The following is a 23,681-nucleotide window of genomic DNA, read 5'->3' as shown; positions in this document are numbered from 1 at the left end:
ATGAGCCGCAGTCTTAAAAAAGGTCCATTCGTTGATGGATACCTGTTGAAAAAAGTTGAGGTGCTGAACGAGCAGGACAAGAAAGTCGTAGTCAAAACCTGGTCCCGCCGTTCTACTATTTTCCCTCAGTTCATCGGACACACTTTCGGTGTATACGACGGCCGTAAACATGTGCCTGTATACGTAACTGAAGATATGGTTGGCCACAAGCTGGGCGAGTTCGCTCCAACCCGTACGTACAAAGGCCACACGGACGACGACAAGAAAACAAGAAGATAATGAACCAGCGCCATGTTTGAGAGGAGGTAAACTCAATGGAAGCAAAAGCACACGCTAGATCTATACGGATCTCCGCCCGTAAAGTCAAACTCGTGATTGACTTGATTCGCGGTAAGCAAGTGGGTGAAGCAGTAGCTATCCTTCGCCACACACCTAAAGCTGCTTCTCCGGTAGTTGAAAAGCTGCTGAACTCTGCAATTGCCAATGCGGAGCACAACTATTCCATGGACGTAAACAACCTGGTTGTTTCCGAAGTATTCGTCAACCAAGGTCCAACGATGAAACGTTTCCGTCCGCGTGCAATGGGACGTGCAAGCCGGATTAACAAACGCACCAGCCACATCACTTTGGTGGTATCTGAAAAATAAGGAGGGAAAACGTGTGGGACAAAAGGTAAATCCCGTCGGACTCCGAATCGGTATTATCCGTGATTGGGAATCCAAATGGTACGCAGGCAAAGATTTCGGTGATCTTTTGCTGGAAGACGTAAAAATTCGTGAACACCTGAAAAATAAATTGAAGGACTCCGCTGTATCCCGTATCGAGATCGAAAGAGCAGCGAACCGCATCAACGTAACAATCCACACTGCGAAGCCAGGTATGGTTATCGGTAAGGGTGGTTCTGAAGTTGAAAATCTGCGTGGTGAAATTACCAAAATCGCAGGCGGTAAAAAAGTTCACATCAATATTTCTGAAATTAAAAACCCTGAGCTGGACGCAATTCTGGTTGCCGAGAGCATCGCACAACAGCTGGAGCGCCGTGTTTCCTTCCGTCGTGCTTTGAAACAAGCGATCCAAAGAACGATGCGTGCCGGAGCAAAAGGGATTAAAACTCAAGTGGGCGGCCGTCTTGGCGGTGCTGAGATCGCTCGTTCGGAAGGCTACAGTGAAGGAACTGTTCCACTGCACACGCTTCGTGCCGACATTGACTACGGTACAGCTGAAGCTCATACTACTTATGGCCGTATCGGCGTAAAAGTATGGATCTATCGTGGAGAGGTTCTTCCTACGGCTAAGAAACAAGCTGCTCAGGAAGGAGGCAACTAATCATGTTGGTACCAAAACGTGTCAAACACCGCAAGCAGCAACGCGGCCACATGAAAGGCCGTGCTAAAGGCGGAACAACATTGAACTTTGGTGAATACGGTTTGCAAGCTCTGGAACCATCCTGGATCACAAACCGTCAAATCGAATCCGCCCGTATCGCGATGACTCGTTACATCAAACGTGGTGGTAAAGTTTGGATTAAAATTTTCCCTGACAAACCGATTACACAAAAGCCTCTTGAAGTGCGGATGGGTAGCGGTAAAGGTAACGTGGAAAAATGGGTTGCAGTTGTGAAGCCTGGTAAGATCATGTTTGAGCTTGCAGGTGTTCCAGAAGAGGTTGCTCGTGAAGCTATGCGTCTTGCCGCTCACAAACTGCCAATCAAAACGAAGTTTGTGAAACGTGAAGAATTGGGTGGTGAAGTAAATGAAGGCTAATGAATTTCGTAACCTAACCACTGCTGAACTTGAGCAAAAAATTTCCGGGTTTAAAGAAGAACTCTTTAACCTCCGCTTTCAACTCGCTACCGGTCAGCTCGACAATCCTGTCCGCATCCGTGATGTGCGCAAGGACATTGCTCGTGCAAAAACCGTGATTCGTGAAAGAGAACTTGGAATTGGTTAAGATCACAGCTTGATCCATATTCCGTATGTATTCAGGAAGGAGGCCCACAATGAGCGAACGTAATGCCCGTAGAGTGCAAGTTGGTAAAGTAGTTAGCGACAAAATGGACAAAACGATTGTGGTTGCTGTAGAGACCTACAAGAAACATGATCTGTACCATAAACGCATCAAGTATACTAAAAAGTTCAAAGCTCATGATGAGAACAACACTGCGCAAATCGGTGATACTGTTAAAATCATGGAAACTCGCCCTCTGTCCAAAGATAAAAACTGGAGACTGGTCGAGATCGTTGAAAAAGCAGTAATCATCTAATGAACCTGCAGTTTTGCCGAAAGGAGGAAATCTAAATGATTCAACCATTTACACGTTTGGCTGTGGCTGACAACTCCGGTGCGAAGGAATTGATGTGTATCCGCGTACTTGGTGGTACGGGACGTCGTACGGCTCAAATCGGTGATCTGATCGTTTGTTCCGTAAAACAAGCAACACCAGGCGGCGTTGTCAAAAAGGGTGACGTTGTTAAAGCGGTTGTGGTTCGTACGAAGCGTTCCACTCGCCGTAAGGACGGGTCTTACATCGGATTTGACGAAAACGCAGCTGTTGTTGTTAAAGAAGATAAAAGCCCGCGCGGAACACGTATTTTCGGACCGGTTGCTCGTGAACTTCGCGACAAAGACTTCATGAAAATCGTTTCCTTGGCACCGGAAGTTATCTAAATAACAGATTCTGCGGAATTTCGAATAAAGCGAGTTCTTAGCCCTTTGTTATGAAGAAAGCAATAGGAGGTGTACGAAATGCCAAAAGTGAAAAAGGTTCTGGAATCCCACAACAACAAGCTTCACGTCAAAAAAGACGATACGGTTATGGTGATTACCGGCAAGGACAAAGGTAAGAAAGGCCGTGTTATCGCTGCTTATCCTCGTCAAAACCGTGTGCTCGTGGAAGGTGTGAACATGATCAAAAAACACCAAAAGCCTAACCAGCAAAATCCACAGGGCGGTATTATCGAGCAGGAAGCTCCGATCCACGTGTCCAACGTTATGCACATCGATCCCAAGAGCGGAAAAGTAACCCGTATCGGTTACAAAGTGCTGGAGAACGGTAAGAAAGTGCGTATTGCCAAACGTTCCGGTGAACAAATCGATAAATAAGACTGTGCAAGAAAGGAGGCCCATAATTCATGGCAGCAAGAATGAAAGAACGTTACCAGAATGAAATTACTCCTGCTTTGATGCAGAAGTTCAACTATACAACGGTTATGCAGGTTCCGAAAATCGAGAAAGTCGTAATCAACATGGGGGTTGGCGACGCTGTCCAAAACTCCAAAGTGCTTGATTCGGCTGTCAACGACATGCAGCTGATCGCTGGTCAAAAACCGGTTATCACACGTGCGAAGAAATCGATCGCCGGTTTCAAACTGCGTGAGAACATGCCGATCGGGGTTAAAGTAACACTGCGCGGTGAGCGTATGTACTACTTCCTGGATAAACTGTTCAACATCACGCTTCCGCGTGTACGTGACTTCCGTGGTGTATCCACCAAAGCCTTCGACGGCCGCGGCAACTATACACTGGGTCTGAAAGAGCAGTTGATCTTCCCTGAGATCGAGTATGATAAAGTTGATAAAGTGCGCGGTATGGACATCGTTATCGTAACGACTGCCAAAACCGACGAAGAGTCCCGTGAGCTGTTGACTCAATTGGGAATGCCTTTTGTAAAATAATGTCGGCTTAACGTAGTGGGTTTATGATAACCCGATTCTCCGAAAATATTTAGGAGGTGTCAGGCTAAGTGGCAAAAACTTCGATGAAAGTGAAACAACAACGCACGCCGAAGTTCAAAGTTCGTGCATACACTCGTTGCGAGCGTTGCGGTCGTCCACATTCGGTGCTGCAAAAATTCAAGATCTGCAGAATTTGCTTCCGTGAATTAGCTTATAAAGGCCAGATTCCTGGCGTGAAAAAAGCAAGCTGGTAAAAAGTCCTGTACGGGAAGGAGGTTTACACACAATGACTATGTCTGATCCAATTGCAGATATGCTTACTCGTATTCGTAACGCGAACACAGTTCGTCACGAAACAGTAGAAATGCCTGCTTCGACAATGAAAAAGCAAATCGCCGATATCCTGAAACGTGAAGGTTTTATCCGGGATGCGGAGTTTGTTGAAGATAACAAACAAGGGATTATCCGTGTTTTCCTGAAATACGGTGCCAACAATGAGCGTGTCATCACTGGTCTGAAAAGAATCAGCAAGCCAGGTCTTCGCGTGTACACGAAGAGCAACGAAGTTCCTCGCGTACTCGGCGGTCTGGGCATCGCGATTATCTCGACTTCCAAAGGTGTAATGACTGATAAAGAAGCACGTCAGTCCAAAGCCGGCGGCGAAGTTGTTTGCTACGTTTGGTAATACCACGTTAACAAGATAGGAGGTGCAACATATGTCCCGTATTGGTCGCAAGCCAATCGCAGTACCAAGTGGTGTGGATATCACACTGAATAGCACAGTAATCACGGTTAAAGGCCCAAAAGGTACTTTGACACGCGAACTTCATAAAGACATGAAGGTCACTGTGGAGAACAATGAAATTAATGTTGTTCGTCCTTCGGACAACAAACTTCACCGTTCCCTTCACGGAACGACCCGCTCCGTTGTCAACAACATGGTGAGTGGTGTAACGGAAGGTTTTGCAAAATCTCTGGAGCTGGTTGGGGTCGGATATCGTGCAAGCAAATCCGGAGATAAAGTCGTTTTGAACGTCGGATACTCCCATCCGGTAGAAATCGCTCCGGAACCTGGCATTGAGTTCGAAGTTCCTTCGAATACAAAAATCATCGTTCGCGGTATCGATAAAGAGCGTGTAGGCGCATATGCTGCTAAAATTCGTTCCGTTCGCGAGCCTGAGCCATACAAAGGCAAAGGGATCAAGTATGAAGGTGAACGCATTATTCGTAAAGAAGGTAAAGCCGGTAAGAAGAAGTAATGTTCTTGCCGCCTTTGCGCGGTCTTTCCTCCGGAGAGACAGTGTGCTTCTTTTTACCCAGTGCGTCTTGAGATAAAGCTGCAAAGGCAAACTGAAGGGAGTGAAACGAGAAAATGATTACGAAACAGGATAAAAACAAAGCGCGTGTAAGAAGACATCTGCGTGTTCGTAAAAAAATCACCGGAACAGCAGCACGTCCTCGTCTGAACGTGTTCCGTTCCTCCAAACATATCTATGCTCAACTGATCGATGACGTGGCAGGTGTAACCCTGGCTGCAGCTTCGACATTGGACAAAGAACTGAGCGGAGAGATCCAAAACGGCGGCAGTGTTGAATCCGCACGTAAAGTCGGCGAACTGGTTGCTAAGCGTGCAAAAGAAAAAGGTGTTTCCGAGATCGTATTCGACCGCGGAGGTTACTTGTATCATGGCCGTATTCAAGCGCTGGCTGAAGCTGCGCGTGAAGCAGGTCTTGAGTTTTAAGACATTTTTCAAAAGGAGGTTAACGACTTGCGTGTAGATCCTAACACTTTGGAACTGACTGAAAAAGTTGTAAATATTAATCGTGTTGCTAAAGTTGTAAAAGGCGGACGCCGTTTCAGTTTCAGCGCATTGGTTGTTGTCGGCGACGGCAATGGCTGGGTTGGTGCCGGAATTGGTAAAGCTGGCGAAGTACCTGATGCGATCCGCAAAGGTATCGAAGATGCCAAGAAAAATCTGATTCATGTTCCGCTCGTAGGAACAACCGTCCCTCACCAGATCACAGGTAAGTTTGGAGCAGGCCGTGTGCTGTTGAAACCTGCATCCGAAGGTACTGGTGTTATCGCAGGCGGTCCGGTTCGTGCCGTATTGGAACTGGCTGGCGTAGGCGACATTTTGACAAAATCTCTGGGTTCTTCGAATTCCATGAACATGGTCAATGCGACTTTGGAAGGTTTGTCCCGCTTGAAGCGCGCTGAAGACGTTGCGAAATTGCGCGGTAAAACTGTCGAAGAGCTGCGCGGCTAAGGAGGAAATAGCATGAGCAAACTGCAAATTACTCTCGTTCGTTCATTGATCGGCCGTCCAGGTACACAGAGAACGACTGTAAACACGCTTGGTCTACGTAAGATCAACCAAACAGTGGTTCACAACGACAATCCTGCGATCCGCGGGATGATTAATCAAGTCAGCCACCTGGTTTCTGTTAAAGAAATCGAGGCTTAAGTTATAGATTTCCAACAAAAACAAGGAGGTGCAACGAACGATGAAGTTACATGAACTTTCGTCCGCTCCAGGCTCCCGCAAAGAACGCAAGCGCGTTGGCCGCGGTACCAGTAGCGGTACAGGTAAAACATCAGGTCGCGGTCACAAAGGTCAAAACGCTCGTTCCGGCGGTGGTGTTCGTCCTGGCTTCGAAGGTGGTCAAAACCCACTGTATCGTCGCTTGCCTAAGCGCGGTTTCGTAAATCCGACTCGTAAAGAGTATGCAGTTGTGAATATCGAAGATCTGAACAGTTTTGCAGAAGGTACTGAAGTGACTCCGGAATTCCTGATGGAAAACGGTATTGTGAAAAACGCTAAATCCGGCATCAAGATTCTGGGTAACGGCGAAGTCACTGTAAAGCTGTCTGTCAAAGCGAACAAGTTCTCTCAATCTGCGGTAGAGAAAATCGAAGCTGCCGGCGGTAAAACCGAGGTGATCTAATGTTCAATACCCTGAAGAATATATGGCGGGTTGAAGATCTTCGCACTCGCATCCTCTTCACACTGTTGATCCTGATTGTGTTTCGTATTGGCTCCTTCGTTCCGGTTCCGGGAGTAAATAAGGATGTCTTTACGGCAACCGATCAGGCAGGAAGCGAATTGTTCGGTCTTCTGAACACCTTCTCCGGGGGTGCATTGTATCAGTTCTCGATCTTTGCCCTCGGTATTGTGCCGTATATCACGGCATCTATTATCGTGCAGCTTCTTTCAATGGACGTCATTCCGAAACTGGCGGAATGGGCTAAACAAGGGGAGCATGGCAAAAAGAAGTTGGCACAGATAACCCGTTATGGTACGGTTATACTGGCTCTGATTCAGGCATTTGGTACTTCAATCGGCTTTAATCGTCTGTATAACGCAGAAATGATTCCAGGGGCAACCGCTGCGGATTTTATTGTGATTGCGATTGTACTGACGGCCGGTACTACGTTCCTGATGTGGCTTGGTGAGCAGATCACCGAGAAGGGAATCGGAAACGGTATTTCCATTATCATCTTTGCGGGCATCGCTGCCGGCATTCCGAGACATATCCGGACGATCGTTGAATCCCAGTTCATTCAGGCGGATCAGCTCTTCCTGAATATTCTGAAAGCAATTATCATTGCTTTGGTCATTCTTTTGGTCGTCGTCGGAGTTATCTTTATCCAACAGGGGATCCGGAAAATTCCGGTGCAATATGCGAAAAGGGTAGTCGGCAACAAAATGTACGGCGGCCAAAACACGCATATTCCGATGAAAATCAATGCAGCGGGCGTTATTCCGGTGATCTTTGCAGTGTCATTGTTGCAGTTTCCGATCATTATTGCAAGCTTCTGGGCAGATATGCAATGGGCTAAGTGGGTAACCAACCACCTGTACTATGACAAGCCGCTCGGTATGGTTTTGTACATTGTGATGATTATCGGCTTTACTTTCTTCTATACATTTGTACAGATGAATCCGCAGCAAATGGCAGACAACATGAAGAAGAACGGCGGTTATATTCCGGGCATCCGTCCGGGGAAAGCAACGGAGACGTACCTGACTCGCGTCATGTCGCGTTTGACGATGACAGGAGCATTGTTCCTGGCTGTCATCTCCGTGTTGCCGGTATTCTTGGGGGCACTTTCGGGTCTGCCTCGTTCGGTGCAAATCGGCGGTACTTCACTGCTCATCATCATCGGTGTGGCATTGGATACCATGAAGCAGATCGAAAGCCAATTGATTAAACGCCATTACAAAGGCTTCATCAATAAATAGGCGATAGGTTCCGGGACAGGTCATTTACTTGTCAACGGCACCTATTGTGCTGTTTCTTGTGTAGGGGTCGTCTTGAGGGAGTGACAGGTTGTGAACATTCTTATCATGGGCCCTCCCGGGGCTGGAAAAGGAACACAAGCGGATGTCATCGTAAATGAGTTCGGCATCCCTCACATTTCAACCGGAGACGCTTTTCGTCTGGCCATGAAGCTTGGAACTCCGATCGGAGTGAAAGCGAAGGAGTACATCGAACGCGGTGAACTCGTTCCGGATGATGTTACGATTGGCATTGTCGAAGAAAGGCTCCAACAGCCAGACTGCGAGAAGGGATTCTTGCTGGACGGATTTCCAAGAACTCTGGCCCAGGCTGAAGCGTTGGATGAAATTCTTGGTCGGCTGAGCACCAAACTCGATCATGTCGTTGATTTGAAAGTAGACCGTGACCGTTTAATGGCACGGATTACCGGACGGCGTATTTGCAAAACCTGCGGAGCGACCTATCACATGATATTTAATCCGCCCAAGGTTGAAGGCATTTGCGATAAAGACGGCGGCGAGCTGTACCAGCGTTCTGACGACAACGAAGAGAGCGTAGGAAAACGGCTTGACGAGTACAGTAACAAAACAGCACCACTCCTCACATTTTATGAGAATAAAGGTCTTCTGCGTCAAATAGACGGGGAGCAGGATATCGATGCAGTCTCCAATGATATCGTATCCTTGCTGCGGGGTTAACTGTAATGATCATTTGCAAGTCCGAAACGGAATTGAGCTTTATGAGGGAAGCTGGGCGGATCGTTGCGGATTGTCATCGCCTCCTGGCCGAACATATTGAGCCTGGCATCACTACAGGGGAACTCGATCATATGGCTGATCAGTACATTCGCAGTCAAGGAGCTGTGCCGTCTTTTAAAGGTTATAATGGTTTTCCTGCCAGTATTTGCGCTTCAGTCAACGAACAACTGGTTCACGGATTTCCCGGCAGCCGCATATTAAACGAAGGTGATATCGTTACGTTTGACATTGGCGCACAGTACCGGGGGTACCATGGGGATTCCGCTTGGACGTATCCGGTCGGCAGCATCTCATCAGATGCAAGGCGGCTATTGGATGTGACGAAGGGGGCCCTGATGGCGGGACTGGCACTTGTCAAACCGGACGTTCGCTTGTTTACTATATCGCATGCGATACAGAAATATATTGAGGATGCTGGTTTTTCAGTAGTGAGGGAATATGTCGGACACGGTATAGGAGCCAAGCTGCATGAGGAACCGCAGATTCCAAACTACGGGATTGCTGATCGGGGACCTAGACTGAAACCCGGCATGGTGCTGGCGATTGAACCGATGGTTAACGCCGGAGCCCGTCATGTAAGGACGCTGGAAGACAACTGGACGGTCGTGACGGTGGACGGGTCATTGTGTGCCCATTTCGAGCATACAGTGGCAGTAACCCCGGACGGCATGGAAATTTTCACTACTACTTGAATTCGTAGGTGATATTGATGAAAGATCAAGGCAGCCTGCAAATAGGTCAGCTTGTGAAAATCCTGAAAGGCAGAGATGCCGGTCAGGCAGCGGTCGTCGTTTCCATTGCGGACAGCAGGTTTGTATATATTGCGGACGGGGACAAACGGAAGTTTGACCAGGCCAAGAAGAAGAATATTCTTCACCTGGAGCCCCAGCCGATGATTAGCAGCGAGGTAGTAAACAGTTTGAATGAAAGCGGCCGGGTTACCAACGGCAAGCTGCGTTTTGCGGTGAACCGTTTTCTGGAATCTGCCGAATTTCACGCTGAAGAGAAAGGAGACTAATTTTGGCCAAGGAAGATGTCATTGAAGTGGAAGGTACGGTGATTGAGCCGCTTCCGAACGCGACGTTCAAAGTGGAGCTTGAGAACGGTCACCAGATTCTTGCTCACGTATCCGGAAAGCTGCGCATGCATTTTATCCGCATTCTGACAGGCGACAAAGTGGTCGTACAGTTATCACCTTACGATTTAACCAAAGGTCGTATAACTTACCGTAAATAAATTCTGAATCAACAGGTTATGTTCCGCAAAACTCTTTAAGAAGACTTACGATACGAGCTGTGCCGGTGGCGGAGCTTGGAGGAGGGAATGAACATGAAGGTAAGACCTTCTGTAAAACCCATTTGCGAAAAATGCAAAGTCATTCGCCGCAAAGGGAATGTAATGGTTATTTGCGAAAATCCGAAACACAAACAAAAACAAGGTTAATAGAAGGGGGTGTAGCGTAAAATGGCTCGTATAGCTGGTGTGGATTTGCCACGTGACAAACGCGTTGAGATCGCCTTGACTTACATTTTCGGAATCGGTAAAACGACTTCCCAAAAAGTTCTGAAAGAAACAGGCATCAATCCGGACACTCGTGTTCGTGACTTGACGGAAGATGAAGTGAGCAAATTACGTGAAACGATCGATAAAGCGGTTAAAGTGGAAGGCGACCTGCGTCGTGAAATTTCCTTGAATATTAAACGTCTGACTGAGATCGGCTGCTACCGCGGTATTCGTCACCGTCGTGGTTTGCCTGTTCGTGGTCAACGTACAAAAACGAATGCCCGTACACGTAAAGGACCTCGTCGTACTGTAGCAAATAAAAAGAAATAAGAAGGGAGGATAACATTCAATGGCTAAACCGAAAAAAGTCGTACGTACAAAACGTCGTGACCGTAAAAATATCGAATCCGGCGTGGCACACATCCGTTCCACGTTCAACAACACGATCGTTACCATCACGGATCCGCACGGTAACGCAATCTCTTGGGCCAGCTCCGGCGGTCTGGGATTCCGCGGTTCCCGTAAATCCACTCCGTTCGCAGCGCAAATGGCTGCTGAAACAGCTGCCAAGGCTGCAATGGAGCACGGCATGAAAACTGTTGAAGTTATGGTTAAAGGACCAGGCGCAGGCCGTGAAGCAGCTATCCGTTCGCTGCAAGCTGCAGGTCTCGAAGTTAACCTGATTAAAGACGTGACTCCGGTTCCTCATAACGGATGCCGTCCTCCAAAACGCCGTCGTGTCTAATGAGATTTTCCCTCAGCGTGTAGTATAAAACCGGCGCATTCTGCCAAGAATGGTTGTTTAGGCATACTGCATGGTAAAGTTTGGATAAGGTGAATGTTTCATTATGGGAGCGACGTTTTGAAGGAGGGATATTGCAGTGATTGAAATCGAAAAGCCGAAAATTGAGACGGTTGACGTCAATGATAATGGCACCTACGGGAAATTCGTGGTAGAACCTTTGGAACGCGGATATGGTACGACGCTGGGCAACTCGCTTCGCCGTATTTTGCTCTCCTCCCTGCCGGGTGCGGCAGTCACATCAGTACAGATTGATGGGGTTTTACACGAATTTGCAACGGTTCCTGGCGTAATGGAAGACGTAACGGAGATCATTCTTAACCTGAAAGCTTTGTCGCTCAAGATCCACTCCGATGAAGAGAAAGTGCTCGAAATCGACGCGGAAGGCGAAGGAGCCGTAACGGCAGGGGATATTCGTGCGGACAGCGATGTTGAAATTCTGAATCCGGATCTTCATATCGCTACGCTTGGACCAGGTTCGAGACTTCACATGCGTATTTTCGCCAATCGCGGACGCGGCTATGTTAAGCAAGATCGTAACAAGCGTGAGGATCAGCCAATTGGCGTAATCCCTGTCGACTCCATCTACACGCCGATTTCCCGCGTAAACTACGGTGTGGAAAATACGCGTGTAGGCCAAGTGACCAACTATGACAAGCTGACACTGGAAGTATGGACCGACGGAAGCATTCGGCCTGAAGAGGCTGTCAGTCTTGGGGCTAAAATCCTGACTGAGCATTTGATGCTGTTTGTTGGTTTGACCGACGAAGCCAAAGATGCTGAGATCATGGTTGAAAAAGAGGAAGACAAGAAAGAAAAAGTTCTGGAAATGACGATTGAAGAGCTGGATCTCTCCGTCCGTTCCTATAACTGCCTCAAGCGCGCTGGTATCAATACAGTACAGGAGCTTACTACGAAATCGGAAGAAGATATGATGAAGGTCCGCAACCTGGGCCGCAAGTCTTTGGAAGAGGTTCAAGAGAAGCTCGAGGAACTTGGTTTAGGACTCCGTACGGAAGAGTAGGACAGCAACGTTTGTAAGAAGGAGGGGAAAAACATGGCATATCAAAAACTGGGCCGTAACTCCAGTGCCCGTAAAGCTTTGTTCCGTGACATGGTAACTGACTTGTTCTTGTACGAGCGTATCCAGACTACGGAAGCGAAAGCTAAAGAAGTTCGTTCTATTGCTGAAAAACTGATCACCAAAGCAAAACAGGGAGATCTGCATGCACGCCGTCAGGTAGCTGCGTACGTTCGCCGTGAAACTTTGGATGGTGAGCAGGACGCAATTCAAAAGCTGTTTAGCGAACTGGCTACTCGTTATGCCGAGCGTCCAGGCGGATACACTCGTATCCTGAAGCTGGGACCTCGTCGTGGCGACGCCGCTCCAATGGTTTACCTGGAACTGGTTGACCGCGCGTAAGCAGGTATGGATGAGGAAAGGGTGGGCAGAGTCGGTTGATTCTGAGCAGCCCTTTTTTTCTCTGTATGGGGAAGCTCTGTGTAGGGCTTCTCCTTTTATTGTGTTGTTCGATTCAACAGCAACAGCGAATGGAAGCACAAATACACTTGTCTAAAAGGTGTGTTAGGAACATGCGGAACATATGCATGAGAGTGAACTATGACGGAACTCATTACCACGGTTTTCAGACGCAGCCGGGCGGCAATACGATTCAGGACCATATCGAGAATGCGATATGCTCGCTGACGGGGGAGAGAGTCAAAATTACGGCCTCAGGACGTACGGATGCGGGAGTGCATGCCTACGGCCAGGTTTTCAATTTCGAGACCGAATCGCAGATTCCGATCCACCGCTGGTGTCTGGCGCTGAATGCGTGGCTGCCGGAGAATATTGTTCTCACGGATGCAAAGGAGGTTCCGCTGTCGTTTCATGCGCGCCACATGGCCAAACGGAAAACATATCGTTACAGCATTAACGCCAACCGTTTTCCGGACATTTTTCATCGCCGTACGCAGTTTCATCACCCTACACGTCTGGATATAGAGGCTATGCGTAGAGCGCTGCAACTGATGGTAGGCACCCACGACTATACCTCGTTCGCGTCTACACAGTCGCAGAAGCTTAATCATGTCAGGACCGTATATGAGGCTTATATCACAGTCGATGATTCCTTTTCCCGGCCCGGATCGGATGATCAGGGAATTATTCATGTGTATGTCACCGGTAGCGGCTTTTTGCAGCATATGGTTCGGATCATGGTTGGGACACTGCTTGATGTGGGAGAGGGGAAGAAGGCATCGGAGGATATCTCGGCCATTTTGGCAGCGAAAGACCGCGCTAAAGCGGGACCGACGGCGGTTGCTCATGGGCTGATGCTGTGGAATGTGGAATATGATGAAAACGTCCAAAAAACTTAAGTTTTTGCTTGCGGAATGTATAAAAATCATGTAACATATAAGTTGTGTTTTCTTAATGGCTTTCCCACAGCCCCAGTTAAGATTTACACCTTATAGCAGCAGCTATCCATCACAAATGCAATGACTTAATGAACGAAGATAAATGAGATTTTTGAAAAAAAGAGATGAATTTCATAATTGTGAGCGATCTGAAGGAGGAAACTTTCCATGCGTACTACGTATATGGCTAAGCCAAGTGAAGTTGAGCGCAAATGGCATATTATTGATGCTGAAGGCAAAACACTTGGCCGTCTGGCCAGCGAAGCGGCTGCGTTGATTCGCGGCAAACATAAGCCTGAATTCACTCCACATGTGGACGGCGGCGATTTCGTTATTGTGATCAATGCGGAGAAAATCGTTCTGACAGGCAAAAAAATGGAGAACAAAAAATACTACCGTCACTCCCTGCATCCAGGTGGTCTGAAAGTAACGACCGCTCAAGATATGGTGAAAAACAAGCCTGAACGTATGCTGGAGCTGGCTGTTCACGGTATGCTTCCGAAAACTCGCATGGGCGAGAAAATGAAGCTGAGACTGAAAGCTTACAAAGGCACTGAGCATCCACATGTAGCACAAAAACCTGAAGTTTACGAACTTCGCGGTTAATTAAAAGGAGGGCAGTTTCATGGCACAAGTACAATACTATGGGACAGGTCGTCGTAAACATTCGGTAGCTCGTGTTCGTCTCGTACCGGGTGAAGGACGCATTGTCATTAACAAACGTGATATCAATGAATATTTCGGTGTGGAAACACTGAAAATGATCGTAAGACAACCGTTGAACCTGACTGAAACAACTGGAAACTATGACGTTATCGTTATCGCTCATGGTGGCGGTATTTCTGGTCAAGCTGGCGCAATCCGTCACGGAATCTCCCGCGCTCTGCTCAAAGCAGACCCTGAGTTCCGTCCGGCTCTGAAAAAAGCAGGCTTCCTGACTCGTGACCCACGGATGAAAGAACGTAAAAAATACGGTCTCAAAGCCGCTCGTCGCGCGCCTCAGTTCTCGAAACGTTAATATTCCTTGTATTTCAAGGATCACCAAGCCCTTGGCCTTTTGGCCAGGGGCTTTTTGGCGAAACCTCCAAAATAAAAAAAGCTCCCTGCGAGTTCATGCAAAGGAGCAGGGAACTACGCAGAAAGCTGAGTTTCAAGGTTTTACATTTCATATGTACAAAATATTAAACAGGTAAAGGTATAACAGCTTTTACCCTCCGGTAGGCTGGCTCCCAAATTAAACGATCAATAGCCTGACGGACATCATCCGGACGCACACGGGCGACGTTATCATTAATCGCCGCCTGAGCTACAGCCTCCGCAACAGCAAGCGACACTTCGCGCAGCTGGCTGATATTAGGCAGCAGGGCAGCTCCAGGCTGGGACAGATCCACCATGCGCGCAACGGCTTCTGCAGCGGCCGTAAACATTCCGCCTGTAATTACACGGGCTTTAACGGCGATCGCACCCAGGCCCAGACCCGGGAAAACAAACGCATTGTTCGATTGGCCGATTTCATAAGTTGTTCCATTATAAGCGACAGGCTCAAAAGGGCTGCCTGTAGCAATCAGCGCTTTGCCGTCCGTCCAACGGATCAGATCTTCAGGAATCGCCTCGGCAAGCAGCGTAGGATTGGACATCGGCATAATAATTGGACGCTCGACATGTTTGACCATTTCCCTGATCACTTCCTCGGAAAAAGCACCGGCAGAACCGGACGTTCCGATCAGTATCGTCGGTTTAACCTGACGAATGACTTCAAGCAGTGTTATTGTACCATCTGGGCTGCGGTTCCATTCATGGACTTCAGATGCTTTACGGACATATGGCTTCTGGAAACCGAGCACATGCTCCGTTTCATCCGTTAATAAACCACGATAGTCATAGGCCCAGAAGCAGCCTCGCGCTTCTTGCTCCGACAGGCCGCTCCGCATCATGGCGTCATGAATTTGATCGGCATTGCCTATGCCGGCTGCCCCGGGACCGAAGACAACGATCCGCTGCTCGGCCAGAGGGACCTGGGTTACCTTAAGGGCAGACATGACCGCGGCAAGTGTCACGGCTCCAGTCCCCTGAATATCATCATTAAATGTAAGCATTTGAGTCCCGTATTTTTCAATAATATTGCGGGCATTTACATTGCCAAGATCCTCCCAGTGAAGCAGAGCATCTGGATAAAGCTCAAGCGCTATTTGAACGAAAGAATCTATGAACTGATGATATTGCTGCCCACGCACCCGATGATGACGGTTTCCGATATAAAGAGGGTCAGCCAACAGCTTCTCATTATTCGTCCCCACATCAAGCACTACCGGAAGAACCCGTCCGGGATGAATTCCCGCAGCTGCGGTATATACGGCCAACTTGCCGATGGCGATATTGATGCCCCCGACTCCCCAGTCCCCTATGCCGAGAATGCTCTCAGAATCGGTAACGACGATCAGATCCACATCATCAGAGCTCAAGCCAGTATTGCAGAAGGCTTCTTTAATGCCTTGGGGGTTATCTATTGATAAATAGACGCCACCAGGCCGGTGATATTCATGGCTGTATTCCTGGATGGCCTGTCCTACCGTTGGTGTATACACAACAGGCAGCATTTCGCTCAGATGATCGGTCAGCAGCCTGTAATATAAAACGACATTTCGGTTATACAAATCATTCAGCGAGGCGTTGCGGCGCAGCATGGTTGGTTGAGCAAGAAATTGCCTGTAAGCGCGATCCGCCTGTTCATCAAGCGTCAGCACCGTAGGAGGCAAAACCCCCTCGAGCCCCAATTCGCGCCGTTCTTCATGCGAAAAAGCAACTCCTTTATTCAGCAGGGGATTGGCCAGCACATCCTTGCCTTTTAGCGGGGTTGCAAGAGAACCGTCTTCATTAACATAAAATGCTTCCACTACAAAACCTTCTTTCCTTTACTCCATAACATGTATTAAATACCTGGTAGCCTGAAATGCGTTCTTATTCTAAGAAATCGCCTTATAAAGGTCAAATGAATAAAATTCCAAATGATGCGTTAACTATGGCGAAATTTTCTGAAAACCTTGATATATTCATGTTTTTTGGTCAGAAAATCATGGTAATCAACCTTTTTTATCTTCATGATAAAAACCCTATATTACCAAAGTTAAATCTCTGATTTGGCAGCATATTTTACTTTTTTCCACATTGACATTTAGATAGAAAGTTTTATACTGAATTTATAATTCTTATTTGTTTAGTGGGAATTGAAAAGGAGGCGTTTTCCACCGTGAACTTATTGGAGAAGGAACAATTAATTCAAGTAAAAGCGGAAGAGCTCGAGCATGCCGGCCCGGAAGAAATAATTCGTTACGCCGTTGAGACTTTTCCGAATATTACCTTTGCCTGCAGCTTCGGCGCAGAGGATGTCGTGCTGGTTGATATGCTGCACAAGATAAGTCCCTCCACGGATGTGTTTTATTTAGATACCGATTTTCATTTCAAGGAAACCTACGAGACACGAGATCAGATGATGGATAAATATCAAATGGAATTTGTGCGGGTATCTCCGCAACTGACTCCTGAAGAGCAGGCGACAAAGCACGGGGAGGAGTTGTGGAAGTCTGATCCTAATACTTGCTGCAATATCCGCAAGGTTGAACCGTTGACACGCATTCTGTCCCAATATGAAGCATGGATTACAGGCATTCGCCGCGATCAGGCCCCAACCCGTGCCAATGCGAAAAAAATCGAATATGACGTAAAATTCGGCCTCGTCAAATTCAATCCGCTGGCTGACTGGACTTCAGAGGATGTATGGAATTATATCCGAACCAACAATGTCTCTTATAATCCCTTGCATGACCAGAACTATCCGAGCATCGGATGCGAGCATTGCACGCGTCCTGTTGCTCCAGGGGAAGATCCTCGCGCAGGCCGCTGGTCAGGCAACGATAAAACCGAATGCGGGCTGCATAAATAATTCGTAGAAGGAGAGATCATGATATGACCGCGATACTTCCGCATGGAGGAACCCTGATTAATCGGCTGGCAGAGGGTGAAGAACGGGAGGTTCTTCTGCAAAAGGCGAAGCAGCTCCCCGCAATCCGTGTTAACGCCTGGACAATCTCTGATCTGGACCTCATTGGGGTAGGGGCCTTTTCCCCTCTAACCGGGTTTATGAATGAGCAAGATTACCGTTCCGTTGTGGAACGGATGCGTCTGGCAGACGGCACGGTATGGAGCATACCCATTACACTTGCAGTAGATGAGGCGACAGCGGCGTCTTTCACCGTTGGTGAACAGGCGGCGCTGGTCGGAGAAGAAGACGGGATCATCTACGGAATTTTGGACATAACCAGCTTGTATCAGGCCGATCAGGACGAAGAAGCACGACGGGTCTTTAAAACCGATGATCCCGAGCACCCTGGAGTAAAGAAGCTGTTTGAACGCCCTTCCACCTACGTGGGTGGACCCATCCGTGTATTGAACAGACCACAGCCGGCCAAATTCGGCGAATTTTATTTCGACCCTGCCGATACCCGCCGCCGCTTCGCCGAGCAGGGCTGGAAGACTGTTGTGGGCTTTCAGACACGCAATCCCGTTCACCGTGCGCATGAGTATATTCAGAAGAGCGCCATGGAAATCGTAGATGCGCTATTTCTGAATCCGCTCGTCGGTGAGACGAAGTCGGATGACGTACCAGCCGATGTGCGTATGAATAGTTATTTGGCCCTGCTGGAGCATTATTATCCCGCCAATCGCACCTTTCTGGGTGTATTTCCGGCAGCGATGCGTTATGCAGGTCCGCGCGAGGCGATTTTCCATGCGATGGTTCGTAAAAACTACGGCTGCACCCACTTTATTGTCGGACGGGATCATGCAGGTGTGGGAGATTATTACGGTACCTATGAGGCTCAGGAGATTTTCAGCAACTTTACGGCTGAGGAACTGGGTATTACTCCGTTGTTCTTTGAGCACAGCTTCTTCTGTAAAAAATGCGGTAACATGGCGTCCAGCAAAACATGTCCACACCCGTCAGAAGATCACCTGACCTTGTCAGGCACGAAGGTGCGTGGATTGCTGCGCGACGGCGTCTGCCCGCCGCCGGAATTTACGAGACCGGAGGTAGCGCAAATTCTCATCGAAGGCATGTCTCAGCAAATTAGCTCTTGATGTACTATTTGTCCGCCTTGTCCCATATAGATCAATAGTATCTGTATGGGAACGGAGGCGTTTTTTTGTGCTCAAATATCGAAACCGCAACATTACCTTATGGATTCGCTACCGTACGCTAAAAAGATGGCTGCTCAGTTTATGCTTGCTGCTTCTTTTCACGACCCTGACCGTTTCGGATATCCCTGCAACGACAACTTGGAACTATTGGAGTCTGCCTCTGGCTGGGAAGGTTATTGTACTGGATGCCGGCCACGGCGGTCCGGATGGAGGAGCTGTGAGCAAGGAGGGGGTCATCGAGAAGGATATCAATCTTGCGATCACACTCTACCTTCGCGATTATTTGCAGCAGGCCGGAGCGGTGGTCAAGCTGACCCGGGAGGATGATCGGGACCTTGCGAATGAGTCCACTCAGGGATATTCCAGGCGTAAAACCGAGGACCTCAAGCGGCGTGTGCGCCTGATTGAGGAATATAATGCAGACCTCTTTCTCAGCATCCATATGAACAGTGTTCCGTCGAGCAGATGGAGCGGCGCCCAAACCTTTTATTACCCAAGCCATGCGGACAATGCTTCATTGGCGGCCCTGATACAGGATGAAATCCGCCGCAATATGGAGAATACGGACCGGGTCGCCAAGACAGTAGACACCGTCTATCTCCTGCAGGCGCTTAAGATGCCTTCAGCCCTCGTGGAGATCGGCTTCCTGTCACATCCGGGGGAAGCACGGCTGCTGGCGAATGAGGCGTACCAGCGTCAAATATCCGCGGCGGTCTATAAAGGTATTCTGCGTTACAGCTCCGGTGAGCGTGTCACTCTGCCAGCAGGCAAGTAGCGGGGGATAATGCTATAATGAGGTCAGCGCAGGCAGAAGTGCATTTTAATTATTCGAAGCAGGGGTGATCTCGTTAATGCTGGCTAGAGAACAGGTCTTGGAGGCGCTTCAGCGTATACAGGAGCCGAGCAGCGGCGCAAGCTTGACGGAATTGGAGTTTATACGCGATATTGTCGTCCGTGACAATCAAGTCTCCTTAACCGTCGTATTGGTAACGGACAACGAAGAGATCAGAAGCAAGCTGGACCAAGAGATCAGGGGAGCTCTGGGCCAAGCCGGAGCTTCAAATATTCATATACGGTTCCGTGAGGCCTCGGAGCATGAACGGGCGCTGGCGGGAGAGAAACCGGATCAGAACGATCCTGTTCTAACGAAAGGACATGCAGCCGGGATGGAGGAGCATGAACTGCTTGATCCGCAGTCAGGCGTTCGCTTCATTGCGATCGCTAGCGGTAAGGGCGGTGTAGGCAAATCTACGGTAACCGTCAACCTTGCTGCGGCACTGGCCCGCAACGGAAAACGTGTGGCCGTTATCGATGCAGATATCTACGGATTCAGTGTTCCTGACATGATGGGCATCGAAGAGTTTCCGGTTGTAGAGGATGGCATCATTGAGCCGGTTGAACGTTTTGGCGTGAAAGTGATGTCGATGGGTTTCTTTGTCAGAGAGAATAACCCGGTCATTTGGCGCGGTCCGATGCTGGGGCGAATGCTGCGCCAGTTTTTCAGCGATGTGGATTGGGGGCGGCCGGAATACATGCTGCTCGATTTGCCGCCTGGAACAGGTGATATTGCCCTGGACGTTCACCAGATGATTCCGCACAGCAAGGAAATTATCGTCACTACCCCGCACGCTACCGCTGCTTATGTCGCTGCCCGTGCTGGCGCCATGGCCGTGCAGACGAATCATGAGGTGCTGGGAGTGGTGGAGAATATGGCTTATTACCAGTCCGGAACAGGGGAAAAGGACTATGTGTTCGGAAGAGGAGGCGGTGCCCTGCTGGCAGAGACGCTGCATGTTCCTCTGCTTGCCCAAATCCCGTTGGGGGCTCCCGATAATCATCCGTCCGAGCCTGATTTTTCACCATCAGTCTATAAGGCGGATACCGAGATTGGACAACTGTATGATCAGATCGCAAAGCATGTAATCGGGCTTGAGAACAGCTGAATCATGCTGCTGCAAAAAATAAAGGACAGAACCGGCTCGGCTGTCGGGCTGTCCTTTTCAGTATTATCCGCTTTCCCCGCCCTGGCCTGAGCTGTCGCCACCTTGCTCGGCTTTTTGACCGCCGCCTCCGCTTTTTTTCTTTTCTTTTGGCTGAAGCTCCTCTTGGACTACCGTTTTCAAAAGATTCATCACCTCTAGACGGAAAAGGGGATTTTGCATAGCCTCCTGCATGATGGTCATGGTTTGCTTGCGGTATTCGGGGGTTTTAGTCATATCAAGCATCATTGTGCTGACGTCGGGCGATTTAAGCATTTCCCGCACCGATTTCTGATAAGTCGGGTCCTTGATTAACTGCATGTGCAGCTCTTTGTTCTGCTTGTTTATGGTTTTGGCGAATTCTCCGGCGAATCTCGGATCGGTCATAATTTTCTCGAATTCCTTCTGGTATTCGGGCGAAGTCAGTGTGTCCTTGACCGCTGTCCTGATATCGCCGGAGGCTGATGAAGACATAAGCATTTTCATGCCCATAGTACCACCCGATCCTCCGTCTGAAGAGCTCCCGCCTCCACCACTCATGGCTTCCTCGACCGCTTTTTTTCCTTCATCACTTTTAAGAATATCTACAACCATGGTTTTCATTTCCTTATAACTGGGCTGTGGAGGAGATGAATAATTTTGATCAGATCCGCAGCCCGACAGTACAGCTCCGATGCAAAGAATTGCGTATATCAGTCGATAATGCGGCCATTTCATGAATCTATACCCTCCTTGTGAAGTGACTGTGCATAGTATGTGGTCGCTGGGGTTGAAATATGTTGCCGCCTTTTTGGAATATTGATGAGATGGAGTAAAATAATCTGTGTAAGCGAAAAGCAGCCGACTCGGTCGGCTGTTGGATGGTGTATTATGGAGTTTACATGCCTGCTGCGTCTTCAATGGCCTGCTGCAGCATCGCTTGGTCCCTGACTTCTTTCCCCTGTTGTGTGCCTTGCTGCAGCAGCTCCGATACCGTTACGAACTCGTAGCCTTGCTCGCGCAATTTGTCGATGATGACAGGGAGGGCCTCATGAGTCTGCTGGGAAGAATCACTGGCATGAAGCAGTACGATGTCCCCCGGATGGGCTCTGGATACAACGCGGTCAATGATTTTCTGGGTGCCTGGGTTCTTCCAGTCCAGGGAATCGGTGTCCCACTGAATCGTTGTATAGCCTAACCCGGTCGCAATCTGCAGCACTCTTTTATCAAAATCCCCATTGGGCAGGCGAATGAGTTTGGGCTCCTTTCCGGTCAGGTCGGTTAACATCGTATGAGCTGTCGTAATTTGGCGGCGAATTTCTTCATCGCTGAGACTTGTATAGTTTTCATGCTTGTGTCCGTGGCTCCCGATTTCATACCCGCTATCCACAATTTGCTTTACAAGCTCTGGATGGGTTTTGCTCCAGGGCGAGGATAAGAAAAAGGTTGCTTTCTGCAGCTTCTTCTCCTTCAAGACCTCCAGAATGGGGGCTGTCCGTTTGTCACCCCAGCTAATATCGAAGGTCAGGGCGATGACCTTTTTCTCAGTCGGCACACTGTATACAGCGGCCGGAGCCTCCTCCGAAAAGACACTGATATTGCTGCGTTCCACGTATACGATGCCGATGGCAAAAACAGCAGCTGCGAAGCCGATAAGAAACCGTTTGATCTTTTTGCCGTTTAATACATAAAAGAAAGAATTCATGCACCTTGGTCCCCTTTCCCGGAGAGTAGCTTGTTTACTCTACACTATGCATGGCCATCTTTTTTATGATTATAGAGTTCATAAGTTTTCAGCGGAACAATCTAACTAGGAGGGATTCGCTTTGGGTTTCGGTACATTTTTGAGAATCTTGAATTCGGTGAAGGGAGTTTTACTGTTCACTGTTATACTGTTTTGCGCGAGTATAGCCCTTGGCTGGATTAGTACGGGGATCATTGAGCAGATTCTCAGACAGCAGATTGAGGGGCTTGGGCAGGTAGCAGGAAGACTGCAGGAGTCGGGTAATGCGCAGCTTAGTTTTTTCGTCTTTATCTTTTTCAATAATGCCATTAAGTGTGTCCTTGTGATGTTTCTTGGGGCCGCATTTGGCATCATTCCAGTTGTTTTTATTGTTATGAACGGCATGGTCATCGGTTTTCTGGTGCACTGGGTGGCTGCAAACTCTGCCGCAAATCTGTATGAACTGATTATCAAAGGGCTGCTGCCGCACGGTATTATCGAGCTTCCGGTTTTATTGATTGCTTGCGCGTATGGCTTAAAGTTTGGCGGAATGGTCATGTCATCGATCTGCAGCGGAGTTAGCAGGGGAAGCACCAGAGTGAAATCCGAAATGCCCTGGCCAGCCTTTATGAGACAGACGTGGAATGTTGTGCTTTGGGTCGTTATTCTCCTGTTCATCGCAGCCATTATAGAAAGCACGGTATCTTACAGCTTAATGAGAGGTTGAAAAGGCGGCATATACGCTGGGTCGAGTGTAATGATACGGGTTCGGCCCGGCTAAATTAAAAGAGATTAGTTTGAACTTTATTAAAATCTGTTTAAAAAACAGTAAACGATGGAACAACTATACAGACATAAACCATGCAATAGATTGAAGGCGGAGGGCGTTACGGCATATAACCGATTTCACCAGGATACTTAAGAATATAACGACAAGGGAGCATGATACGTACATGATGGGTATGCTGTTTAACGAAAAAGAGTGCAAAGAACTTAACTATGTCCTTCGTCGGGAATTGGACGAGATGCTGCTGGATATGAGTGATAAAAGACTGGATCAGGATATTCGCAATGCGATTGCTTTACGCTACAAAACTGTGTTTCGGATGTATGCTCGCCTCGCAGCCCCAAAAGAGTTGTCGAAATATGCTATCAGGGGCAGGATATCAGAGTAAATGCAATTTTCCGTTGACTTCCGCCGACATTCTATGATAAATTAATTTTCGTTCTTCGAAATGGCTGTTATTAATCAAAAAAACTTTTTCAAAAAAAGTTCTTGCCAAAGAGAAGGATAAATGATATATTATAAAAGTCGCCGCTGAGATGCGGTGATGATGAAAAGCAAGTGTTTGATCTTTGAAAACTGAACAAC

General features: G+C 48.3%; 39 protein-coding genes. 35 read left to right on the top strand and 4 right to left on the bottom strand.

Going from position 1 to position 23,681, the window contains the following annotated elements; all coding sequences use genetic code 11:
* The 29 genes from rpsS (at position 1) to rpsI (ending at position 14,453) form a co-directional block, all read left to right on the top strand.
* Positions 1–279 (top strand): 30S ribosomal protein S19, encoded by a 279-nt coding sequence (rpsS, locus tag ACE5LO_RS24095; protein WP_375357244.1) that lies wholly within the window; start codon positions 1–3, stop codon positions 277–279.
* A gap of 35 nt (positions 280–314) precedes the next feature.
* The gene (gene rplV / locus ACE5LO_RS24090) at positions 315–647 is read left to right on the top strand and encodes a 50S ribosomal protein L22 (RefSeq protein ID WP_375357245.1); all 333 of its coding nucleotides are present in this window, start codon (positions 315–317) and stop codon (positions 645–647) included.
* 13 nt (positions 648–660) lie between these two features.
* The gene (gene rpsC, locus ACE5LO_RS24085; RefSeq protein WP_355325532.1) at positions 661–1,326 is read left to right on the top strand and encodes a 30S ribosomal protein S3; all 666 of its coding nucleotides are present in this window, start codon (positions 661–663) and stop codon (positions 1,324–1,326) included.
* Between the two features lie 2 nt (positions 1,327–1,328).
* Positions 1,329–1,763 (top strand): 50S ribosomal protein L16, encoded by a 435-nt coding sequence (rplP, locus tag ACE5LO_RS24080; protein WP_305753579.1) that lies wholly within the window; start codon positions 1,329–1,331, stop codon positions 1,761–1,763.
* Positions 1,753–1,950: a 50S ribosomal protein L29 gene (rpmC, locus tag ACE5LO_RS24075; protein WP_375522489.1), complete on the top strand. Its 198-nt coding sequence runs from the start codon at positions 1,753–1,755 to the stop codon at positions 1,948–1,950. The genes rplP and rpmC overlap by 11 nt, the downstream gene beginning before the upstream one ends.
* A gap of 49 nt (positions 1,951–1,999) precedes the next feature.
* Positions 2,000–2,263, top strand: a complete 264-nt coding sequence (gene rpsQ, locus ACE5LO_RS24070) for a 30S ribosomal protein S17 (protein ID WP_355325525.1) — start codon at positions 2,000–2,002, stop codon at positions 2,261–2,263.
* 35 nt (positions 2,264–2,298) lie between these two features.
* Positions 2,299–2,667, top strand: coding sequence for a 50S ribosomal protein L14 (rplN, locus tag ACE5LO_RS24065; protein ID WP_305753576.1), 369 nt, complete (start codon positions 2,299–2,301; stop codon positions 2,665–2,667).
* Positions 2,668–2,745: 78 nt separating this feature from the next.
* Positions 2,746–3,102, top strand: a complete 357-nt coding sequence (gene rplX, locus ACE5LO_RS24060) for a 50S ribosomal protein L24 (protein ID WP_375357247.1) — start codon at positions 2,746–2,748, stop codon at positions 3,100–3,102.
* A 29-nt stretch (positions 3,103–3,131) separates the two neighbouring features.
* A complete protein-coding gene (gene rplE / locus ACE5LO_RS24055; protein ID WP_375522488.1) occupies positions 3,132–3,674 on the top strand; it encodes a 50S ribosomal protein L5 in 543 nt (180 codons plus the stop codon).
* 68 nt (positions 3,675–3,742) lie between these two features.
* The gene (locus ACE5LO_RS24050) at positions 3,743–3,928 is read left to right on the top strand and encodes a type Z 30S ribosomal protein S14 (protein WP_013312154.1); all 186 of its coding nucleotides are present in this window, start codon (positions 3,743–3,745) and stop codon (positions 3,926–3,928) included.
* 32 nt (positions 3,929–3,960) lie between these two features.
* A complete protein-coding gene (gene rpsH, locus ACE5LO_RS24045; RefSeq protein ID WP_375522487.1) occupies positions 3,961–4,359 on the top strand; it encodes a 30S ribosomal protein S8 in 399 nt (132 codons plus the stop codon).
* Between the two features lie 31 nt (positions 4,360–4,390).
* The gene (rplF, locus tag ACE5LO_RS24040; protein ID WP_375522486.1) at positions 4,391–4,933 is read left to right on the top strand and encodes a 50S ribosomal protein L6; all 543 of its coding nucleotides are present in this window, start codon (positions 4,391–4,393) and stop codon (positions 4,931–4,933) included.
* Positions 4,934–5,046: 113 nt separating this feature from the next.
* Positions 5,047–5,415: a 50S ribosomal protein L18 gene (gene rplR, locus ACE5LO_RS24035; protein ID WP_375357251.1), complete on the top strand. Its 369-nt coding sequence runs from the start codon at positions 5,047–5,049 to the stop codon at positions 5,413–5,415.
* Positions 5,416–5,442: 27 nt separating this feature from the next.
* Entirely contained in the window at positions 5,443–5,940 is a 498-nt protein-coding gene (gene rpsE, locus ACE5LO_RS24030) for a 30S ribosomal protein S5 (RefSeq protein ID WP_375522485.1), read from the top strand.
* A gap of 12 nt (positions 5,941–5,952) precedes the next feature.
* A complete protein-coding gene (gene rpmD / locus ACE5LO_RS24025) occupies positions 5,953–6,138 on the top strand; it encodes a 50S ribosomal protein L30 (RefSeq protein ID WP_375357253.1) in 186 nt (61 codons plus the stop codon).
* A gap of 40 nt (positions 6,139–6,178) precedes the next feature.
* Entirely contained in the window at positions 6,179–6,619 is a 441-nt protein-coding gene (gene rplO / locus ACE5LO_RS24020) for a 50S ribosomal protein L15 (protein ID WP_375357254.1), read from the top strand.
* Positions 6,619–7,917, top strand: a complete 1,299-nt coding sequence (gene secY / locus ACE5LO_RS24015; RefSeq protein WP_375522484.1) for a preprotein translocase subunit SecY — start codon at positions 6,619–6,621, stop codon at positions 7,915–7,917. Before rplO ends, secY begins: the two co-directional genes overlap by 1 nt.
* A 90-nt stretch (positions 7,918–8,007) precedes the next feature.
* Positions 8,008–8,652 (top strand): adenylate kinase, encoded by a 645-nt coding sequence (locus ACE5LO_RS24010; RefSeq protein WP_375522483.1) that lies wholly within the window; start codon positions 8,008–8,010, stop codon positions 8,650–8,652.
* A 5-nt stretch (positions 8,653–8,657) separates the two neighbouring features.
* Positions 8,658–9,404, top strand: coding sequence for a type I methionyl aminopeptidase (gene map / locus ACE5LO_RS24005; protein ID WP_375522482.1), 747 nt, complete (start codon positions 8,658–8,660; stop codon positions 9,402–9,404).
* Between the two features lie 17 nt (positions 9,405–9,421).
* Positions 9,422–9,730, top strand: coding sequence for a hypothetical protein (locus ACE5LO_RS24000; RefSeq protein WP_375357258.1), 309 nt, complete (start codon positions 9,422–9,424; stop codon positions 9,728–9,730).
* A 2-nt stretch (positions 9,731–9,732) separates the two neighbouring features.
* Positions 9,733–9,948, top strand: coding sequence for a translation initiation factor IF-1 (gene infA, locus ACE5LO_RS23995; RefSeq protein WP_006212898.1), 216 nt, complete (start codon positions 9,733–9,735; stop codon positions 9,946–9,948).
* Positions 9,949–10,041: 93 nt separating this feature from the next.
* Positions 10,042–10,155, top strand: coding sequence for a 50S ribosomal protein L36 (gene rpmJ, locus ACE5LO_RS23990; protein ID WP_003333770.1), 114 nt, complete (start codon positions 10,042–10,044; stop codon positions 10,153–10,155).
* 21 nt (positions 10,156–10,176) lie between these two features.
* The gene (rpsM, locus tag ACE5LO_RS23985) at positions 10,177–10,545 is read left to right on the top strand and encodes a 30S ribosomal protein S13 (RefSeq protein ID WP_355325481.1); all 369 of its coding nucleotides are present in this window, start codon (positions 10,177–10,179) and stop codon (positions 10,543–10,545) included.
* 19 nt (positions 10,546–10,564) lie between these two features.
* Positions 10,565–10,960: a 30S ribosomal protein S11 gene (rpsK, locus tag ACE5LO_RS23980; protein ID WP_076315711.1), complete on the top strand. Its 396-nt coding sequence runs from the start codon at positions 10,565–10,567 to the stop codon at positions 10,958–10,960.
* 136 nt (positions 10,961–11,096) lie between these two features.
* Positions 11,097–12,041: a DNA-directed RNA polymerase subunit alpha gene (locus tag ACE5LO_RS23975; protein ID WP_305753563.1), complete on the top strand. Its 945-nt coding sequence runs from the start codon at positions 11,097–11,099 to the stop codon at positions 12,039–12,041.
* A 33-nt stretch (positions 12,042–12,074) separates the two neighbouring features.
* On the top strand, positions 12,075–12,440 hold the full coding sequence (gene rplQ, locus ACE5LO_RS23970) for a 50S ribosomal protein L17 (protein WP_305753562.1): 366 nt from the start codon (positions 12,075–12,077) through the stop codon (positions 12,438–12,440).
* Between the two features lie 170 nt (positions 12,441–12,610).
* Positions 12,611–13,396 (top strand): tRNA pseudouridine(38-40) synthase TruA, encoded by a 786-nt coding sequence (gene truA, locus ACE5LO_RS23965; protein WP_375522481.1) that lies wholly within the window; start codon positions 12,611–12,613, stop codon positions 13,394–13,396.
* A gap of 207 nt (positions 13,397–13,603) precedes the next feature.
* Positions 13,604–14,041 (top strand): 50S ribosomal protein L13, encoded by a 438-nt coding sequence (rplM, locus tag ACE5LO_RS23960; protein ID WP_375522480.1) that lies wholly within the window; start codon positions 13,604–13,606, stop codon positions 14,039–14,041.
* Positions 14,042–14,060: 19 nt separating this feature from the next.
* Positions 14,061–14,453 carry a 30S ribosomal protein S9 gene (rpsI, locus tag ACE5LO_RS23955; RefSeq protein WP_375522479.1) on the top strand — a complete coding sequence of 131 codons (393 nt, stop codon included), beginning with the start codon at positions 14,061–14,063 and terminating at the stop codon, positions 14,451–14,453.
* A 163-nt stretch (positions 14,454–14,616) separates the two neighbouring features.
* On the opposite strand, the gene ACE5LO_RS23950 is transcribed toward rpsI, so the two are convergent.
* Positions 14,617–16,329: an NAD-dependent malic enzyme gene (locus ACE5LO_RS23950; protein WP_375522478.1), complete on the bottom strand. Its 1,713-nt coding sequence runs from the start codon at positions 16,327–16,329 to the stop codon at positions 14,617–14,619.
* Positions 16,330–16,682: 353 nt separating this feature from the next.
* On the opposite strand from ACE5LO_RS23950, the gene ACE5LO_RS23945 reads away from it, so the two are divergent.
* From ACE5LO_RS23945 to salA, 4 genes are all read left to right on the top strand, one after another.
* Positions 16,683–17,375, top strand: coding sequence for a phosphoadenylyl-sulfate reductase (locus tag ACE5LO_RS23945; RefSeq protein WP_375522477.1), 693 nt, complete (start codon positions 16,683–16,685; stop codon positions 17,373–17,375).
* Between the two features lie 23 nt (positions 17,376–17,398).
* Entirely contained in the window at positions 17,399–18,568 is a 1,170-nt protein-coding gene (gene sat, locus ACE5LO_RS23940; RefSeq protein ID WP_375522476.1) for a sulfate adenylyltransferase, read from the top strand.
* 67 nt (positions 18,569–18,635) lie between these two features.
* On the top strand, positions 18,636–19,403 hold the full coding sequence (gene cwlD, locus ACE5LO_RS23935) for an N-acetylmuramoyl-L-alanine amidase CwlD (RefSeq protein ID WP_375522475.1): 768 nt from the start codon (positions 18,636–18,638) through the stop codon (positions 19,401–19,403).
* 76 nt (positions 19,404–19,479) lie between these two features.
* Positions 19,480–20,571, top strand: a complete 1,092-nt coding sequence (gene salA, locus ACE5LO_RS23930; RefSeq protein WP_375522474.1) for an iron-sulfur carrier protein/transcriptional regulator SalA — start codon at positions 19,480–19,482, stop codon at positions 20,569–20,571.
* 63 nt (positions 20,572–20,634) lie between these two features.
* Here the strand turns inward: salA and gerD are convergent, their stop codons facing one another.
* Positions 20,635–21,324 carry a spore germination lipoprotein GerD gene (gene gerD, locus ACE5LO_RS23925; RefSeq protein ID WP_375522503.1) on the bottom strand — a complete coding sequence of 230 codons (690 nt, stop codon included), beginning with the start codon at positions 21,322–21,324 and terminating at the stop codon, positions 20,635–20,637.
* 160 nt (positions 21,325–21,484) lie between these two features.
* Positions 21,485–22,291, bottom strand: coding sequence for a polysaccharide deacetylase family sporulation protein PdaB (gene pdaB / locus ACE5LO_RS23920; protein ID WP_375522473.1), 807 nt, complete (start codon positions 22,289–22,291; stop codon positions 21,485–21,487).
* A 121-nt stretch (positions 22,292–22,412) separates the two neighbouring features.
* On the opposite strand from pdaB, the gene ACE5LO_RS23915 reads away from it, so the two are divergent.
* Both ACE5LO_RS23915 and ACE5LO_RS23910 read left to right on the top strand, forming a co-directional pair.
* On the top strand, positions 22,413–23,036 hold the full coding sequence (locus ACE5LO_RS23915; RefSeq protein ID WP_375522472.1) for a stage II sporulation protein M: 624 nt from the start codon (positions 22,413–22,415) through the stop codon (positions 23,034–23,036).
* A 226-nt stretch (positions 23,037–23,262) separates the two neighbouring features.
* Positions 23,263–23,484, top strand: a complete 222-nt coding sequence (locus ACE5LO_RS23910; RefSeq protein ID WP_375522471.1) for a hypothetical protein — start codon at positions 23,263–23,265, stop codon at positions 23,482–23,484.
* Here ACE5LO_RS23910 and ACE5LO_RS23905 read toward each other — a convergent pair.
* Positions 23,476–23,681: hypothetical protein (locus ACE5LO_RS23905; protein WP_375522470.1), on the bottom strand; the 206-nt coding region annotated here is incomplete at its 5' end. The genes ACE5LO_RS23910 and ACE5LO_RS23905 overlap by 9 nt on opposite strands.

This window comes from Paenibacillus medicaginis (assembly GCF_042138635.1).
Lineage (GTDB): Bacteria > Bacillota > Bacilli > Paenibacillales > Paenibacillaceae > Paenibacillus > Paenibacillus medicaginis.
This window is presented reverse-complemented; position numbering and strand designations above follow the sequence as displayed.